This is a genomic window from Alistipes provencensis, assembly GCF_900083545.1.
In the GTDB taxonomy this organism is placed as follows: Bacteria; Bacteroidota; Bacteroidia; order Bacteroidales; family Rikenellaceae; genus Alistipes; species Alistipes provencensis.
Genome location: NZ_LT559262.1, coordinates 33,892 through 50,418 on the forward strand (window position 1 = coordinate 33,892; position 16,527 = coordinate 50,418).

Consider the following 16,527-nt stretch of genomic DNA (forward strand, 5'->3'; position numbering starts at 1 on the left):
TTTGCACATCCGTAAAATAATGCCTATATTTAACTTATGATTCGTGAACTTTTAGCCGTGGGCCTCGGAGGCGCCGCCGGTAGCGTCGTCCGCTATATGCTCTCGGCCTGGCTGCTGGCAGGGCACACGCTGCTGGGATTTCCGGCCGGAACGTTCGCGGTCAACGCCCTCGGATCGCTGCTGATCGGCATTCTGCTGGAAGCGACGTCATCGGCTGCGGCAGGATGGTTGCTTATCGTAGGATTTTGCGGCGGCTTCACCACGTTCTCGACCTTTTCGGCCGATGCCGTGCGGTTGCTGCGTGCCGGGGATTACGGACCCGCGGCGGCCTACATTGCGCTGAGCGCCGGGGTCTGCATCGCTTTCGCAGCGCTGGGCATGTGGGCAGGAGCACAATTGAAGAATTAAAAACGGGAAATTGAAAGTTTTAAGACATATCAACCCGCATTTAGGCTGTAATTCCGGTTGACAACCCGGACGAAATCCCGGTCGCGCCGCGACTAAGCCCCCGCCAAGGCGGGGGTTGGGGGTGGGTCCAACTTGCAAACGCGGCTGAAAGCCGCGACAACGCCGGTCGAAAGCGGCCAAACGTACAAAATAAAGTAAAACTTAAAATAGAAGTAAATGGTAATTCTGGTTTTAAACTGCGGTTCGTCGTCGATCAAATATCAGGTGATCGACATGGAGCCGTCGTCGAGCAAGCTGCTCGCAAAAGGCATCGTAGAGCGCATCGGCCTCCCGGAGGGCGATCTGGTACATAAACCCGTAGGCAAGGAGAATTTCGAGCTGCACCAACCGATCCCCGACCACACGACGGGTATCAAACTCGTGCTCGATGCCCTGACGGACCCCGCACACGGCGTGATCGCGTCGCTCGACGAAGTGAAGGCCGTCGGTCACCGCGTGGCCCACGGCGGCGAATTTTTCCCTGAAAGCTGCATCGTCACCGAAGATGCCAAAGAGAAGATCCGCTCGCTGTTCGAGATCGCCCCGCTGCACAACCCCGCCAACCTCGAAGGCGTGCTTTCGATCGAAAAGGTCCTGCCGGGCGTTCCCCAGGTCACGGTTTTCGACACCTCGTTCCACCAGACGATCCCCGCGGTGAACTACCTCTACGCCCTGCCCCACGCCTACTATGACAAGTACCGCGTGCGCAAATACGGCTTCCACGGCACCAGCCACAAATATGTGGCCCAAGTGGGCGCCGAACTCGCCGGACTGGATTTCCACAACTCGAAGATCATCACCTGTCACATCGGCAACGGCGCTTCGGTGACGGCCATCCTCAACGGCAAGTCGTTCGACACGTCGATGGGCTTCTCGCCGCTCGACGGACTGGTGATGGGTACGCGCTGCGGCTCGGTGGACGCCAGCGCCATCACGTTCATCGGCGAGAAGGAGGGCATGACCTACGCCCAGCTCAACGAGATGATGAACAAGAAATCGGGCGTACTGGGCATCTCAGACATTTCGAGCGACATGCGCGACATCGACCGGGCCTACGACGAGGGCAATCCCCGTGCGATACTGGCCCGCGACATGCACTACGGACGCATCCGGAAGTTCATCGGCGAATACGCAGCCGAAATGGGCGGCGTGGACATGATTATCTTCACGGGCGGCGTGGGCGAGAATTCGTGCGAGATGCGCGAGGAGGTCTGCCGCGGACTGGAGTTCATGGGCGTCAGGTTCGATCCCGCCGCCAACAAGGGCGCCCGCGGGGTGAACAAGATCCTCTCGGCCGCCGATTCGAGGGTCAAGGTCGCCACCATCGCCACCAACGAGGAGCTGGTGATCGCCACGGACACCTACAATCTGGTCAAATAAACATTCTTCATTAACACATTAATACCGTCAATACCATGATTCAGCATCTTACCGAAATCGTCGAGGAGGCGAGAAAACGGGGTAAAAAACGTCTTGTCGTTGCCTACGGACAGGATTCACATACGCTGGAAGCCGTTTACGAGGCTTACAAGGAGGGGCTCGTCGAGCCCACGCTCTTCGGCGACAAGGAAGTTATCAAACAGGTCTGCGAGGAGAACGACATCGACATCAAGGCATTCAACATCGTCGACGAGTCCAACGACGTGAAGTGCGTCCAGCAGGCCGTCGCCTCGGTCGTCTCGGGCAATGCCGACGTCCTGATGAAGGGCCTCGTCTCGACCGACAAATACATGCGCGGCATTCTCAACAAGGAGGCCGGGCTGTTCCCCCCGAAAGGTGTCCTGAGCCACGTCTCGATCGTCGAGATGCCCTGCTACCACAAACTGCTCATCATCTCCGACGTGGCCGTGATTCCGCTGCCGGACTTCAAGCAGAAGATGGTGCAGATCGGCTATCTGGCCCGCACGGCCAACCTGCTGGGCATCGAGACCCCGAAGATCGCCTGCATCGCCCCCTCGGAGCAACTGCTCCCCAACGTGATCTCCTCGACCGAAGGCGCGTTGCTTGCCAAGATGGCCGACCGCGGTCAGTTGGGCAAGGTCGTCGTCGACGGCCCGCTGTCGCTCGACGTGGCGCTCTACAAGGACGTCGCCGAGCACAAGAAGGTCAAGGGCTCGGCTGTCGCCGGCGACCCGGACTGCCTGCTGTTCCCCAACCTCGAGTCGGCCAACGTCTTCTTCAAGTCGGTGACCCACCTCTGCGGCGGCGAACTGGCGGCGATGGTCATGGGTACGAAAGTCCCCTGCGTACTCACCTCGCGCGGCGACACGAGCAAGACCAAGCTCTATTCGATCGCTTTGGCCTGTCTGGCGGTGAAAAACTAAAAACCCGGATACGGGGCTAACCTAACCTTAAACCAGTTCGACAAAAAGAGCAACGCGTCCCGACTGAAAGTCTCCCTTTGACAAAGGGAGATTTAGAGGGAATGTCAACATGAAATCCGGCATCTTGCGGATGCCGCAACGAAAATTCGACGGATTTCAGATTGACGGGGATTTTCGATTCATCAACCGTTACGAATCCGTCGAACTCACGTTAAAAACGAACCGAGAACTTATGGGCTACAAAGTTTTAGCAATAAATCCCGGCTCAACATCCACAAAGGTCGCCCTCTACGACGAGGAGCGGCCTTTGTTGGATTTGACCCTGCGTCACTCCACCGAAGAGATTTCCCGATTTACGGACGTCATCGACCAGCTCGACTGGCGCCGGGGGCTGATCCTCTCGGCCCTGCGCGAACAGTCGTTCAACATCAAGGACTTGTCGGTCGTAATCGGCCGCGGAGGCCTGATACGGCCCATCCCGGCGGGAGTTTACGAGGTCAACTCGCGGATGCGCTACGATTTGCGCAACGCCCAGATGAAACACGCCTGCAACCTCGGGGGACTCCTTGCGGCGCAGATAGCCCACATGGCGGGCGTGAAAGCCTACATCGCCGACCCGCCCGTGGTCGACGAGATGGACGACGTGGCGCGCATTTCGGGTATGCCGATGTGCCCGCGCAAGCCGATCTTCCATGCCCTGAACCAGAAAGCCATCGCGCGCCTGCACTGCGACCGCGCGGGCTGGACCTACGAGAAGTCGAACCTGATCGTGGCCCACATGGGCGGCGGCATCTCGGTGGCGGCTCACAGACAGGGGCGCATCGTCGACGTCAACAACGCGCTCGACGGCGACGGGCCTTTCGCCCCGGACCGTGCGGGCAGCATCCCATCGAGCGAACTCATCAAAGTCTGCTTCTCGGGACAGTATACGAAGGAGGAGCTGCTGAAATTCATCTCGAGCAAAGGCGGACTGGTGGCCTATCTGGGCACCAACTCCGTGATTCAGGTCATGGAACGCATCGCCGAGGGCGACCAGCGGGCCAAAAAGGTGTTGGAATCCATGTGCTACAACATCTCGAAGCAGATCGGCGCCATGGCCGCGGCCCTTTCGGGCAAGGTGCAGGCAATCCTGCTCACGGGCGGCATCGCCTACAACGAGCCCATCGTGGAGTATATCCGCGAACACTGCGGGTTCATCGCCCCCGTCGAGGTCTACCCCGGCGAGAACGAACTCGAAGCGCTGGTGATGAACGCATTGGTCGTACTGCGGGGAACCGTCACCCCGAAGGTCTACAAATAGCTTCGTCCCTTGAAAAACAAGCGGACCGCCTCAGACAGGGCGGTCCTTCTTTTTCAGTTGCCGGCGCACGATGGAGACCACCTCGCGGAAAGCCTCCAGCCGGAACAGCGCCGAGAGTAGCAGGTAGCAGGCGGCACCCGCCGCGATTTCGGCGACCAGCCGCAGCAGGTCGTTGCCGGGAATCGCCGCCGCCGTGAGCCGCACCGCGGCATACATCGCCGCCGTGAGCAGCGCCGGGGGCAGCAGCGTGCGGATGAAACGTCCGTACGACAGCGGCGTGAAACGGGTCGTGGCTGCGAAATTGACCGTCATCTCACAGAACGCAATGGCCACCAGTCCCCATACCACAGCCATCACGCTGTGGGGAATGGTCACGGCGAAGATCGCCGTCATCAGGATTTTCTTCACCACTTCCAGCCGCACGATCAGCGGCCCCGAACACTGGACTTTCAGGATATTGTAGGCGATCACGGCGATCGGCGAGAACAGCCCCGCCAGACACACCACCTCGAAATAGGGCGCCGTGGACATCCACTCCTCGCCCAGCAACACGGCGAACATGTCGTGCGCCACGGCCGACATCCCCGCCATGATCGGGAACATCACATAGGCGACGACCATCACCACCTGCCGGAAACTTTCGGCCAGTTTCGGAGCGTCGTCCCGTATCTTCGAGAAGGCCGGATAGGTGACGTTCTGCACCGCCTGCATTCCGGTCGTCGCGGGCATGTCCTTGAGTTTGACCGCCTGATCATACGATCCGAGCGTCGCCGCGGGATAGAGTTTTCCGAGGAAGAACTGGGGTATCTTGTTGTAGAAGTTCGAAATCAGGTCGGTCGCCATCAGACTGCACCCGAAAGGCGCCATCTCCCGCAGGGGCTTCACGCTGCACTTGCCGCAGGGCCGCCAGTCGCTCAGCCACCACAGAACCGCTGTCCTCACGCCGACGGTTATCACCCGCTCGGCCACCAGACTCCAGATACCCCACCCGGCCAGCGCACAGCCGATGGCCGCGAATCCGCCCACGAGCGACGAGGCGAAAGTCACCTTCGAGAGCAGCGCGAAGCGGAACTGGCGGATGAAAATGGTATTCTGCACGGCGCAGAGGGCGTTCAGCGGCAGCAGCAGGAAGAATACCGGGGCGATCCGTGCGATCTGGGGCATGCCGTACCAGCGCGCCGCAAAGGGCATCAGCGCCATCAGCGCACCGTAGAGCACCACCGACACGGCGATGTTGAATAGGAAGACCGACTTGTAGTCGCTCTGCGAAGGGTCGCGGTGGCGGATCAGGCTCTGCGAGAAGCCGCTGTCCACCACCACCAGCAGGATGGTCGCCACGGCCGAGGGGATGGACATGAACCCGAGGATGTCGGGCGTCAGCAGGCGCAGGACCACCAGCCGCACGGCCATGGCCAACAGCATCGAGCCGATCTTCTCGGCCATGCTCCACGCCACGCCCTGCGCGACCTTCTCTTTGAGCTGTCCCCCCAAACCGTCGGTGTTTACTTACATTGTGCCGCGAGAATCTCCTCGTTGCGCTTGCGAATGTTGTGCACGTTGGCGATCTCGACGTAGGAGGCCCCGCCGTCGGGACCGAAACTGCCGCCCACGATGGCCAGCAGGTCTTCGTCGTGCAGTTTCTTATACTGGTCGATGAACTCCAGCGCGTCGACCAGAAAGTGGTAACGGTCCGTGAGCTCCTGATTCCGGAGAATCGGCACCACGCCGTACGACAGGGCCAGAATACGCTGGGCATGCAACTGGTAGCAGACAGCCATTACGGTCTTACGGCCGCGGAACGCCGCCAGATAACGCCCCGTGCGGCCCGTCTTGGTGTCGAGCACCACATATTTGATCGGCAGGTTCGTGGAGGCGCGCACGGCCGAGCGGGCCAACTGCGCCGTGATCTCGTGGTTCACCGAAACCATGTCCATGTCGATCATGGGCTTGAAATGCGTCTCGTCGCGTTCGATCTCCCGGGCGATGCGGGCCATCGTTTCGACCGACTCCACGGGGAAATCGCCCATGGCGGTCTCGTCGCTCAGCATCACAGCGTCCACACGCTCGTAGATGGCGCTGGCCACGTCGCTCACCTCGGCGCGCGTCGGACGCGGGGACTTGACCATCGAATAGAGCATCTGCGTGGCGATGATTACGGGACGCTTGGCGCAGATGCACTTCTCGACGATGCGCCGCTGCGTGTTGGGAATCGCCTCGGCCGGAAGCTCCACACCCAAGTCGCCGCGGGCGACCATGATGCCGTAGGAAGCCTCGATGATCTCGTCGATATTGTCCAGACCCTCCTGATTCTCGATCTTCGAAATGATCTTGATGTTGCTGCCGCGGGCGTCGAGGATGTCCTGCACGGCCTTGATGTCGCGGGCCGAGCGCACGAACGAGTGTGCGATGAAATCGACGTCGTTCTTCACGGCCCATTCGATAAAGCGGCGGTCCTTCTCGGTCACCGACGGAAGGTCTATCGACACGCCCGGGACATTGACGCTCTTACGCGAACGCATGGCCCCGCCCACGATAAACTCACAGTCGAGCTCCTCGTCCGATTTGCCCACGACGCGGATTTCCAGTTCACCGTCGGCGATCAGCATCCGCGCCCCGACCGGAATGTCGCGCACGATCGAGGGGACGTTCATGTAGACCACCTTGCGGGTGGTGAAATCCGAACCGTCCGAACCGCGCACCGCCACCCGGTCGCCCGTGCGGAAGTTGATGCTGTTCCCGTATTCGTCGGCGATCGTCGTCACGCGGATTTCGGGGCCCTTGGTGTCGATCATGATCGGAATGGCCGGGTTGACCCGGTGTACCGTCTCGACGATACGCGTGGCGCCCTCCTCCGTGACGTGGGCCGAATTGATCCGGATCACGTCCATCCCGGCGTCGAAAAGTTTCGCAACGAACTCCTCGGTGCAGCGGAAATCCGACATCGTGGCGACAATCTTGGTTTTTTTCATGCGATACATATGGAAATGCTTTTTAATTTTTAATCAATCAAAAGGGCCTCGATGCCCAACCGATAGGAATTCAGGCCGAATCCCATGATCGACCCTGCGGCCACGGGAGCCAGCAGCGAGACATGGCGGAACTCCTCGCGGGCGAGGATCGACGAGATATGCACCTCGACCACCGGCACCGACACGGCCGACACGGCGTCGCGCAGCGCCACGGAGGTGTGCGTATAACCTCCTGCATTGAGCACCACGCCGTCGTAACGACCGTCGGCCTGCTGCACGGCGTCGATCAGCTCGCCCTCGATGTTCGACTGGAAATAGGCGAATTCCACCGCCGGGTAGCGGTTTTTCAGCCCCTCGAAATACGACTCGAAAGTCTGCGATCCGTAAACCCCCGTGTCGCGCCGCCCCTGCAAATTGAGGTTCGGGCCGTTGAGAATCAATATTTTCATGTTTTTCTGCTGTTTTCTGTCCGTATCCGCGGTTTCGCACCGCCTTCAATTCCTTCGCAAAGATAGCTATTTTCAGCAAATTTCGGTACCTTTGTTTCTGGCAACACGAAATATATCATGACCGAATTCGGATTTATCGAACAGATACGCACGCTCTTCGCCTCGCTCCCCGACAACGGGTTCGAGGGCATCGGCGACGACTGCGCCATACTGCCCCTCGGCGACGGCGAGTCGCTGGTCTTCACCGCCGACCTGCTGACCGAGGGTGTTCATTTCCTGCGCGCCGCCACCACGGCCCGGGAGCTGGGGCGCAAATCCCTTGCCGTAAACCTCAGCGACGTGGCTTCGATGGGCGCCCGCCCCGTCGCCACGCTCCTCTCCATAGCTCTCCCGGCGGATGCCGCCGATGCGTGGGCCGCGGAGTTCATCGAGGGCTACCGGGAGCTCTCCGCCGCGTCCGGCACGGCCCTCGTCGGAGGCGACACCACGCGCTCCATGTCGGGCATCACGATCAACGTCACGGCCATCGGCCGCGCCCCCTCTGCGAACCTCAAGCGGCGCAGCGACGCACGCCCCGGCGACGTGATCTTCGCCGCGGGCCAACTGGGTGCCTCGGGCGCAGGGCTCCGGGATATCCTCGCAGGCCGCCCCGACACCCCGCTGGCCGCCGTGCACCGCAACCCGCAGCCGCAGATCGCCGAGGGTCTCTGGTTCGGAACCCGCCCGGAAGTGCACGCCATGATGGACCTCTCGGACGGGCTGGCTTCGGACCTGCGGCACATCCTCGACCGGTCGGGAGTCGGCGCCGAGGTGGAGGTCGAACGCATCCCCGTCGCCCCGGGCGCCGATGTCCGCACGGCCGCCTGCGCGGGCGAAGACTACAAACTGCTGCTCACCGCCGCCCCCGATGCCGCCGAACGCCTTGCCGCGGAGTTCGCGGCCCGCTTCGGCAACCCCCTCCACCCCATCGGCCGCATCACCGCCGCCCCGGGCCTCGTGTGGCTCCGCAACGGAAAACCCGAACCGCTGGACTGGCACGGGTTCGAGCACTATTAATATATATTCGGGGGGGGGTATATTACGCCATCTTTCAGATGCCGGATTCATACAGACAATCCCTCTAAATCTCCCTTTGAAAAGGGAGACTTTCAGTCCGACCGACATTTCCCCGTATTTTATTTTAGAGGTACAGATTTGTGCTTAAACGAAGTGCGGCACGGATGGGTAGTATCGGAATACGTCCCATTCGTGCCGCACAAGAGCAAGTGCAAAGATGCCCTATAAAATCGGAAACGGTTTCACTCTTTGATAATATACACATGTTCATCGCGCCGCTGCATGTGGTAATTCTCGCGGGCGTACTCTTCGAGAAAATCGTCGTACCGCAGGCGCTCCAGCAGGGTGCTGTCCTGCTCGATCTTCTCCGAGTAGTAAGCCCTCTCGCGGGTCAGGACGTTGATCTGGCGCTTGATCTTCACGGCATGCAGGGCGTTGCGTCCCACCATGAAAACGGTGAAGACGACGATAGCCGCCGTGGCGACGATCCAGAATTTGCGGCCGAACTGAATTTTCATCTACGCTATACTATTACAACCGGGCGAAACATACGCCATCTCCCTCCCTGAGGGAGGGCCGGGGTGGGGTCGGATTTGCAAACACGGCGGAACGCCGTGAAAACCGACATTCCGGGATATACGGCATTTCTTCGGCAAACCGGCATTATGGTATGTGCATATATTTATGCGTCTGTATCGAAATATTCCACCGGGGATGCGCCTTGGCGTACTCGACCATCGCGGGCATCACCCGCTCGGCAACGCTCCACTCGGGCTGCAGGTAGAGCAGGCACTTTTCACTGACCCGCGCGGCATTCCGCTCGGCCCACTCGAAATCGGCCTCCGATTCGACGATCACTTTCAGTTCGTCGGCCCGCCCGTAAGCCTCCTCCAGCGGGGGCTGCTGACGCTTGGGCGAAAGACATACCCAGTCGAAAACGCCGCTGAACGGATGCGACCCCGAGGTCTCCAGAAAAATCTCCAGCCCCTCGGCGCGAAGCGTCTCCGTCAATATGCCCAGCGGGTAAAGCAGCGGCTCGCCGCCCGTGATGACGATGGCCTGCGCCGGACACGCCGTCGCCCGGTCGATCACCGTCCGCACATCGGTCGGGGGATAGAGTTTCGGATTCCATGTGTACTTGGCGTCGCACCAGCGGCAGCCCACGTCGCACCCGCCGAGGCGGATGAAATAGGCCGGTTTCCCGGCGTGGAAACCCTCGCCCTGAATGGTGTAGAAATCCTCGACCAACGGCAGCAGGCGCCCGCCGTCGAGCAGTGCGGGATCGGTCGTCGGTGCCATTACTCCGTTACGACGTAAATATCCTTCAGACTGCGGCCCAACTGGTCGTAGTCCAACCCGTAGCCCACGATGAATTCGTTGCCGATCTCCATCGCCCGGTATTTGATCGGCAGCGTCTTGCGGTACGACCCCGGCTTGAAAAACAGCGTGCAGACCTCGATCGAAGCGGGTTTGCGGCTCTCCAGCTCGCGGATCATATGCTCGATCGACTCGCCCGTGTCGACGATGTCCTCGACGATGATGACGTGACGGCCCTCGATCGAGTTGTTCAGGCCGATCAGGCTCTTGACGCAGCCCGTCGAGCAGGTTCCGTCATACGACGCCAACTTGACGAACGAGAGTTCGTTCTGGAATTCGATCTTCTTGATCAGGTCGCTCATGAACATGAACGAACCGTTCAGGATGCCCAGAAACAGCGGCGTCTCCTTGCCGGCATAATCCGCATTGATACGCTGCGCCACGGCCTCGACGGCCCGGTCGATCTTCTCGGCGGGGATCATGATTTTGAACTTCCTGTCGTGAAGCTGTATGATATCCTCCATGAAAGTACGGGATTTTTGTTTAAATAAGTGCAAATTTAACTATTTGCCCGGAACAAACGAAGAATCCGCAGTTCTTTTTTCAACTGCGGTCTTCGTCCGCAGAGATTTAGCCGCTTTTTGGTCGGCAAAAAGACCAGACCGCGGCTTTCATCCGCGAAGTATAGCTACCTTTTGGTGGCAAAAGGCAGCTCCAAAACCATCCGCATGTCGCTTTCGCGGGAACGTCGTTCGGCGGCGCTAAAACGGGCGCCTTCGCGGGTTTGCGAGCAAACCGGCCCCGTTTTTTAACGCTCTGCCTTCACGCCGTTCTTTTTCCGCTGCAAGCGATAATGCGGACCTCCCTGCACCCAAATATTTTCGATTTTAAGCCGGTGAGTTCCGTGCATCGTGAAGAACGGGGCGGATGGATAGTACTTGAGTACATTCCATTCGCCCCGTTCAAAGGATGTGCGGAAATCGCCGCTTACAAATCGAAAATCAGACCAGTCCGGAGAATCCCATAAACGCCATGGCCAGAATCCCGGCCGTAATCAGCGCGATGGGAATACCCTTGAACGACTTGGGCACGTCTTCGAAATCGAGGCGCTCGCGGATACCGGCGAAGAGCACCAGCGCCAGCGCGAAGCCCAGAGCCGTAGCCACCGAGTAGGTAACGCTCTGCAAGAGGTTGAACTCCTTCTGGATCATCAGGATCGCAACACCCAGCACGGCGCAGTTGGTCGTGATGAGGGGCAGGAAGATACCCAGCGCCTGATAGAGCGACGGCGACATCTTCTTGAGCATGATCTCGACCATCTGCACGAGGGCCGCGATCACCAGAATGAAGACGATCGTCTGCATGTATACGATGTCCAGCGGCACCAGCACATAGGTCTGGATGAGCCACGCCACGACGGCCGCAATGGCCATCACGAAAGTTACGGCGGCTCCCATACCCATCGAGGTCTCGACCTTGGACGACACGCCAAGGAAGGGGCAGATGCCGAGGAACTGCGCCAGCACGACGTTGTTGACGAAGATGGCGCCGATGATGATTGCAAAATAGGAAATCTCCATAACTATTTCTTGGCTAATTTATTAAACAACACCATGAGGTATCCGAGCACGAGGAAGGCGCCGGGAGCCAGCACGAAGATCAGCGGCGTGTAGTCCGCGATCCCGAGGCTGACGCCGAAGACGGCCCCGCTGCCGAGTATCTCGCGCACGGCGCCGACGACGGTCAGCGCCAGCGTGAATCCCAGACCGATACCGATGCCGTCCAGCACGGAGTCGAACGGCGAATTCTTCGAAGCGAACGCCTCGGCACGGCCCAAAATGATGCAGTTCACCACAATCAGCGGGATGAACACGCCCAGCGCATCGTACAGCGCCGGCACGAAAGCCTGCATCAACATCTGAATAATGGTCACGAACGAAGCGATCACGACGATGAAAGCCGGAATGCGGACCTTGTCGGGAATGATGTTCTTGATGAGCGAGATCACCAGATTCGACATGATCAGCACGGCCATCGTGGCCAGTCCCATGCCCATGCCGTTCTCGGCCGAGGTCGTCGTTCCCAGCGTGGGGCACATGCCCAATACCAGCACGAACGTCGGGTTGTTCTTGACGATGCCGCTTAAAATAATCTGCAACTTATTCATTTTGCCCTCCTTCCTGAGCCGCAGGCTCGTTGGTTTGTTCCGTGGCGGCAGCCGTCGCACCGGATGCCACGTCCGTCGGGGTCTCGCCCGTCGCTACGCTCTTGTAGGCCATCCATGCGCGGTTGATCGCGTCGACATAGGCGCGCGACGAGATGGTCGCGGCGGTCAGCGCATCGACGTCGCCGCCGTCCTTGGTCACGGCCAGTTTGCCGTCCACGAGTTTCTTGTCCTCGAGTTTCTGTCCCTTGACGCTCCGCAGCAGGACGTTGCCCTCGTCGGCCATCTTGGTTCCGAGGCCCGGAGTCTCGGTCTGCTCCAGCACGTTGACGTTCACCACCTCGCCTGCGGGGGTGAAACCCACCATCAGGCGCACCGCGCCGCCGAATCCCTGCTTGGTCATCGACTGCACGGCATATCCGCTCACGGCGCCGTCTTTCGTGGCCGTGTAGACCGTGATGGGCATCTCGTCGATGGTCAGCACCTCGTCCGTCGTCGCGTCGAACGCCGGCAGCACCTCGGTGAGCGCCGCTTTCGTCGCCGCAGCCTTGGCCGCGGCGATCGGCTCTTCGGTAATCATATTGACGACGCCCACTCCCGCCGAAGCCACGAGGGTGATGCCGAAGAGGACGGCCGTCATGTTCAAAAGTGTACTTTTCATAGTGCCTCCTCCGTTATTTCACGCCGAAGCGCTTAGGTTTGACATATTTGTTGATCAGGGGCACGCAGGCGTTCATGATGAGGATCGCAAACGACATACCCTCGGGATAGGCGCCCCACAGACGAATCAGCATCGTGATGACACCGATCCCCACGGCGAAGATCACCCCGCCCCTCACGGTCATCGGCGAGGTGGAATAGTCCGTCGCCATGAACACGGCGCCGAGTATCGCACCGCCGGCCAGTACATGGAACACCGGCAACTGCCACAGCGCAGCGCCCGTCTGCCCGGAGCAGAGCGCCACGACGAAAGCAAAGAGAGCTATCGTTCCGAGCACCGTCACGGGAATCTGCCATGTAATGACACGCCGCCACAGCAGGTAGACGAAGCCGCACAGCAGGGCCGCAGCAGCCACCTCGCCCAGCGAACCGGGCATGTTGCCCAGCAGCAGTTCCTGCACGCCCAGCACATCGGCCGCCGCACCGTGTTTCACGGCAGCCAGCGGCGTGGCGCCCGACAGAGCGTCGAACGCACCGTTCACCGGCATCGGGAACGTGGTCATCTGCACCGGATAGGCGATCAGCAGGAACACACGCCCCACCAGCGCGGGGTTGAAGGGGTTCTTGCCCAGCCCTCCGAAGGTCATCTTGGCGACGGCGATCGCCACGAAAGCGCCTATCACGACGATCCACCAAGGAATCGTCGCCGGGAGGTTGAAAGCCAGCAGTACGCCGGTCACCACGGCCGACCAGTTGGTGACGGTCACCGCACCGCGGACCATGAATTTCTGAATCAGGTACTCGAACGCCACGCACGCCGCCACCGAAAGGGCCGTAACGCGCAGCACGTCGGCTCCGAACACCAAGGCCGACACGACCAGCGCAGGCATCAGCGCGATCACGACGTCGCGCATGATCCGGGCCGTCGACTGGGAGGTCTGAACGTGCGGCGCAGGAGCTACAATGAGTTTGTTTGCCATATCTTTACTGTTTTTTCATTTACTTTTTGGGCGCAGCCGCGGCACCGCGAGCGCGGATGATTCCCATCACGGTCTGTTTTCCGAGGCGGATCCAGTCCAGCAGCGGCAGGTACGAGGGGCAGGTCGACTGACAGCATCCGCACTCGATGCACGAGGTGATCATCTGCGCCTCGAGGACCTCCCAGCCCTTCTTCTGCGACATTTTCGAGAGGTAGTAGGGCTCCAGACCCATCGGGCAGGCCGACACGCACTTGGCGCACTTGATGCACTGTGCGGCTTCGCGGCGCACGGCCTCGCGGCCCGAGAGGACCGTGATTCCCGAGCATCCCTTCGTGACGGGCGACGCGAGGTTGACCATCGCACGGCCCATCATCGGACCGCCGTTTATCACCTTCGCGGGCTCGTCGGGAACTCCTCCGGCGGCTTCCAGCAGGGCCGAAACCGGCGTACCCATGCGGGTCAGCAGGTTCTTGGGCTCCTTCATACGCTTGCCCGTGACGGTCACCACGCGCTGGATCAGCGGCATCGACTTCTGCACGGCCTGATAAACGGCCACGGTCGTCGAGGCGTTGCACACCACGGCGCCCACGTCGATCGGCAGTGCGGGCGGCGGCGGCACCTGACGGCCCGTGACGGCCGCAATCAACTGTTTTTCACCACCCTGCGGATACATCACTTTCAGGGGCACCACCTCGATGCCCTTGTATCCCGCCGCGATCTGCGTCAGGTGCGCGATGGCGTCGGGCTTGTTGTTCTCGATGCCGATGTAGGCTTTCTCCACGCCCACGGCCTTCATCAGGATGGTCACGCCGACGACCAGCTCCTCACCGTGCTCCAGCATCGTGCGGTGGTCCGACGTAAGGTAGGGCTCGCACTCCACGCCGTTGATGATGACGCACTCGGCCTTCTTTCCGGGAGGTACCGAGAGCTTCACATGCGTGGGGAACGTCGCGCCGCCCATGCCGACGATGCCGGCATCCTTGATCTTCGAGATGATCTCCTGCGCCGAGAAGGGACATGCCTTCACCAGCGTCTCCGAGCGGTCGATGCCCTCGGCCCACTCGTCGCCCTCGCGCTTGATGGTAATCATCATCTGGCGCAGACCCTGACCGTTGGGAACCATATCCACGGCCGTGACCGTGCCCGACACCGGGGAGTGAATGTTCGCCGACATGAAGCTGCCGGCTTCGGCGATGAGCTGTCCCGTCAGCACCTTGTCGCCCTTGGCGACCTTGGCCACCGCAGGAGCCCCGATGTGCTGTGCGAGGGGAATCGTCACCACCTCGGGCAGCGGAAGCACCTCGATCGGTTTGGCGCAGCTCAGCTTATTTTCCGACGGATGGACTCCGCCCATTGGAAATGTCTTCATATACTATTGGTTCGTTTTTACGTTTCTAAACCATATCTTTTTTCATTCTGCTCTTTCGGGCCGGACGGTATTGCCATTCGCCGCTGAAGCGGCGTCTTTGTTCTGACCCTCCCCTAAATCCCCTCCTCGGAGGGGACTTAGACCCATCTGCGGCAGAAAATCACGACTCCGACGGGACTCCCGCTGCGGGAGCCGCAGGCTTCCCGGCCGCAGGAGCAACGGGTGCTGCCGGAGCAGCTTTCGGAGCCTTGGGCAGCGGGTCCATGCCGACCAGCCGGATGGCGCCCGTGGGACACTCGTTCACGCACTTGCGGCACAGCTTGCACTTCAGCGGGTCGATGTAGGCGAGGTTGTTCTCCACGGTGATGGCATCGAAAGCGCAGACCTTCACGCACTTGTCGCATCCGATACACCCGGCCTTGCAGGCCTTCATCACCACGGCACCCTTGTCCTTCGAGACGCACGACACATAGACCGCACGGTTCTTGGGCCACTTCTTGCGCAGCTCGATAATCATTTTCGGACACGCCTTCACGCAGGCGCCGCAGGCCGTACACTTGTCCGCGTCGACCTCCGGAAGTCCCGTTGCGGGATTGATGTGAATGGCGTCGAAAGCGCAGGCCACGACGCAGTCGCCGAACCCGAGACACCCGAACGCACAGCCCGTCTCACCCACATAGAGCGACGAAGCCACGGCGCACGACTTGGCACCGTCGAAGTCGTTGGTGCGGGGACGCTTTTCGCACGTTCCGCCACAGCGGACGGTCGCCACCTCGGGCTGCTTCTCGGCAGCGGCCTTTCCGAGGTATGCGGCCACTGCCTTCATGCAGTCGCCGCCGCCCACGGGGCAGAACAGCTCCGAAATGTCGTCCTGCTTGACCAGCGCATCGGCCATGCCCCGGCAGCCTGCGAATCCGCAGCCGCCGCAGTTGGCGCCGGGGAGCATCTTCTCCACCTCGTCGATGCGCGGGTCCTCGTCGACCCGGAACTTCTGGGCCACGAAATAGAGGATCACCGCCGAGAGCACGCCCAGCGCACACAGCGTCAGGATCGTGTAAAGTAATACTTCCATCAGATTTTAGTTATTGTAAATTGAATTGTGTGTTCGATTTTCGTGCGGCAGAGCCACAGCACGAAATAATAAACGCCCACGCCGGCTATCGCCGCGAGGGCGCTGACGCCTTCACTCCATCCCATGCCGGCAATGGCCGCCACGAGCACCGCCATGAGCACCGCCAGCGCGCCGACGTAAGCCAGCACGACGGCCCGCATGCCCGCACTGCGGCGCACGCCGACCATCACGGCATCGCCCGCCGCGTACTCCGCAGCCCCGGGAGTCATCACCGTGACGACCTTGTCCTGGGCTTCGGCCAATCCGCACGCCTGACGGGCCGAACAGCTTCCGCAGGCACTCCGGGAGGTGATCCGCACATAAACCGCGTTGCGCTCCGTGCGTTCCACCACACCGCTGTGTTCGATCAGTTCCGCCACG

The 16,527-nt window shown here is 60.7% G+C and carries 18 protein-coding genes; 5 read left to right on the plus strand and 13 right to left on the minus strand.

The annotated features are described in order from the left end of the window. Positions 1-36: 36 nt before the first annotated feature. From crcB to buk, 4 genes are all read left to right on the plus strand, one after another. On the plus strand, positions 37-408 hold the full coding sequence (gene crcB / locus BN5935_RS00245; protein ID WP_064974313.1) for a fluoride efflux transporter CrcB: 372 nt from the start codon (positions 37-39) through the stop codon (positions 406-408). 216 nt (positions 409-624) lie between these two features. Then, the gene (locus tag BN5935_RS00250) at positions 625-1,827 is read left to right on the plus strand and encodes an acetate/propionate family kinase (protein ID WP_064974314.1); all 1,203 of its coding nucleotides are present in this window, start codon (positions 625-627) and stop codon (positions 1,825-1,827) included. A gap of 35 nt (positions 1,828-1,862) precedes the next feature. Then, positions 1,863-2,771: a phosphate acyltransferase gene (locus BN5935_RS00255; RefSeq protein WP_064974315.1), complete on the plus strand. Its 909-nt coding sequence runs from the start codon at positions 1,863-1,865 to the stop codon at positions 2,769-2,771. A 232-nt stretch (positions 2,772-3,003) separates the two neighbouring features. Continuing rightward, a complete protein-coding gene (gene buk / locus BN5935_RS00260; protein WP_064976768.1) occupies positions 3,004-4,071 on the plus strand; it encodes a butyrate kinase in 1,068 nt (355 codons plus the stop codon). A gap of 30 nt (positions 4,072-4,101) precedes the next feature. Here the strand turns inward: buk and BN5935_RS00265 are convergent, their stop codons facing one another. From BN5935_RS00265 to aroQ, 3 genes are read right to left on the minus strand one after another with little or no spacing between them, the layout of a single operon-like run. Continuing rightward, positions 4,102-5,562, minus strand: coding sequence for a lipopolysaccharide biosynthesis protein (locus BN5935_RS00265; RefSeq protein ID WP_064974316.1), 1,461 nt, complete (start codon positions 5,560-5,562; stop codon positions 4,102-4,104). A gap of 11 nt (positions 5,563-5,573) precedes the next feature. Next, complete coding sequence (gene pyk, locus BN5935_RS00270; RefSeq protein ID WP_064974317.1) at positions 5,574-7,049, minus strand: pyruvate kinase; 1,476 nt, start codon at positions 7,047-7,049, stop codon at positions 5,574-5,576. A gap of 20 nt (positions 7,050-7,069) precedes the next feature. Next, entirely contained in the window at positions 7,070-7,489 is a 420-nt protein-coding gene (gene aroQ / locus BN5935_RS00275) for a type II 3-dehydroquinate dehydratase (RefSeq protein WP_064974318.1), read from the minus strand. Between the two features lie 117 nt (positions 7,490-7,606). Between aroQ and thiL the strand changes: the two genes are divergently transcribed. Beyond that, complete coding sequence (gene thiL / locus BN5935_RS00280; protein ID WP_064974319.1) at positions 7,607-8,545, plus strand: thiamine-phosphate kinase; 939 nt, start codon at positions 7,607-7,609, stop codon at positions 8,543-8,545. 242 nt (positions 8,546-8,787) lie between these two features. Here the strand turns inward: thiL and BN5935_RS00285 are convergent, their stop codons facing one another. The 10 genes from BN5935_RS00285 to BN5935_RS00330 all read right to left on the minus strand — a co-directional run bounded on the left by BN5935_RS00285 (position 8,788) and on the right by BN5935_RS00330 (position 16,526). Beyond that, on the minus strand, positions 8,788-9,063 hold the full coding sequence (locus BN5935_RS00285) for an FtsB family cell division protein (RefSeq protein WP_064974320.1): 276 nt from the start codon (positions 9,061-9,063) through the stop codon (positions 8,788-8,790). 145 nt (positions 9,064-9,208) lie between these two features. Then, positions 9,209-9,844, minus strand: a complete 636-nt coding sequence (locus BN5935_RS00290; RefSeq protein ID WP_064974321.1) for a 7-carboxy-7-deazaguanine synthase QueE — start codon at positions 9,842-9,844, stop codon at positions 9,209-9,211. After that, positions 9,844-10,386 carry a hypoxanthine phosphoribosyltransferase gene (hpt, locus tag BN5935_RS00295; RefSeq protein ID WP_064974322.1) on the minus strand — a complete coding sequence of 181 codons (543 nt, stop codon included), beginning with the start codon at positions 10,384-10,386 and terminating at the stop codon, positions 9,844-9,846. The genes BN5935_RS00290 and hpt overlap by 1 nt, the downstream gene beginning before the upstream one ends. A gap of 477 nt (positions 10,387-10,863) precedes the next feature. Then, positions 10,864-11,442: an electron transport complex subunit RsxA gene (rsxA, locus tag BN5935_RS00300; RefSeq protein ID WP_010265773.1), complete on the minus strand. Its 579-nt coding sequence runs from the start codon at positions 11,440-11,442 to the stop codon at positions 10,864-10,866. Between the two features lie 2 nt (positions 11,443-11,444). Next, positions 11,445-12,029 carry an RnfABCDGE type electron transport complex subunit E gene (locus tag BN5935_RS00305; RefSeq protein WP_064974323.1) on the minus strand — a complete coding sequence of 195 codons (585 nt, stop codon included), beginning with the start codon at positions 12,027-12,029 and terminating at the stop codon, positions 11,445-11,447. After that, the gene (locus BN5935_RS00310) at positions 12,022-12,687 is read right to left on the minus strand and encodes an RnfABCDGE type electron transport complex subunit G (protein ID WP_235820958.1); all 666 of its coding nucleotides are present in this window, start codon (positions 12,685-12,687) and stop codon (positions 12,022-12,024) included. The genes BN5935_RS00305 and BN5935_RS00310 overlap by 8 nt, the downstream gene beginning before the upstream one ends. Before the next feature lie 13 nt (positions 12,688-12,700). Continuing rightward, a complete protein-coding gene (locus tag BN5935_RS00315) occupies positions 12,701-13,666 on the minus strand; it encodes an RnfABCDGE type electron transport complex subunit D (RefSeq protein ID WP_064974325.1) in 966 nt (321 codons plus the stop codon). A 19-nt stretch (positions 13,667-13,685) separates the two neighbouring features. Next, the gene (gene rsxC, locus BN5935_RS00320) at positions 13,686-15,035 is read right to left on the minus strand and encodes an electron transport complex subunit RsxC (protein WP_064974326.1); all 1,350 of its coding nucleotides are present in this window, start codon (positions 15,033-15,035) and stop codon (positions 13,686-13,688) included. A 160-nt stretch (positions 15,036-15,195) separates the two neighbouring features. Continuing rightward, on the minus strand, positions 15,196-16,107 hold the full coding sequence (locus BN5935_RS00325) for an RnfABCDGE type electron transport complex subunit B (RefSeq protein WP_064974327.1): 912 nt from the start codon (positions 16,105-16,107) through the stop codon (positions 15,196-15,198). Continuing rightward, entirely contained in the window at positions 16,107-16,526 is a 420-nt protein-coding gene (locus BN5935_RS00330) for a SoxR reducing system RseC family protein (RefSeq protein ID WP_064974328.1), read from the minus strand. Before BN5935_RS00330 ends, BN5935_RS00325 begins: the two co-directional genes overlap by 1 nt. Position 16,527 lies beyond the last annotated feature (1 nt).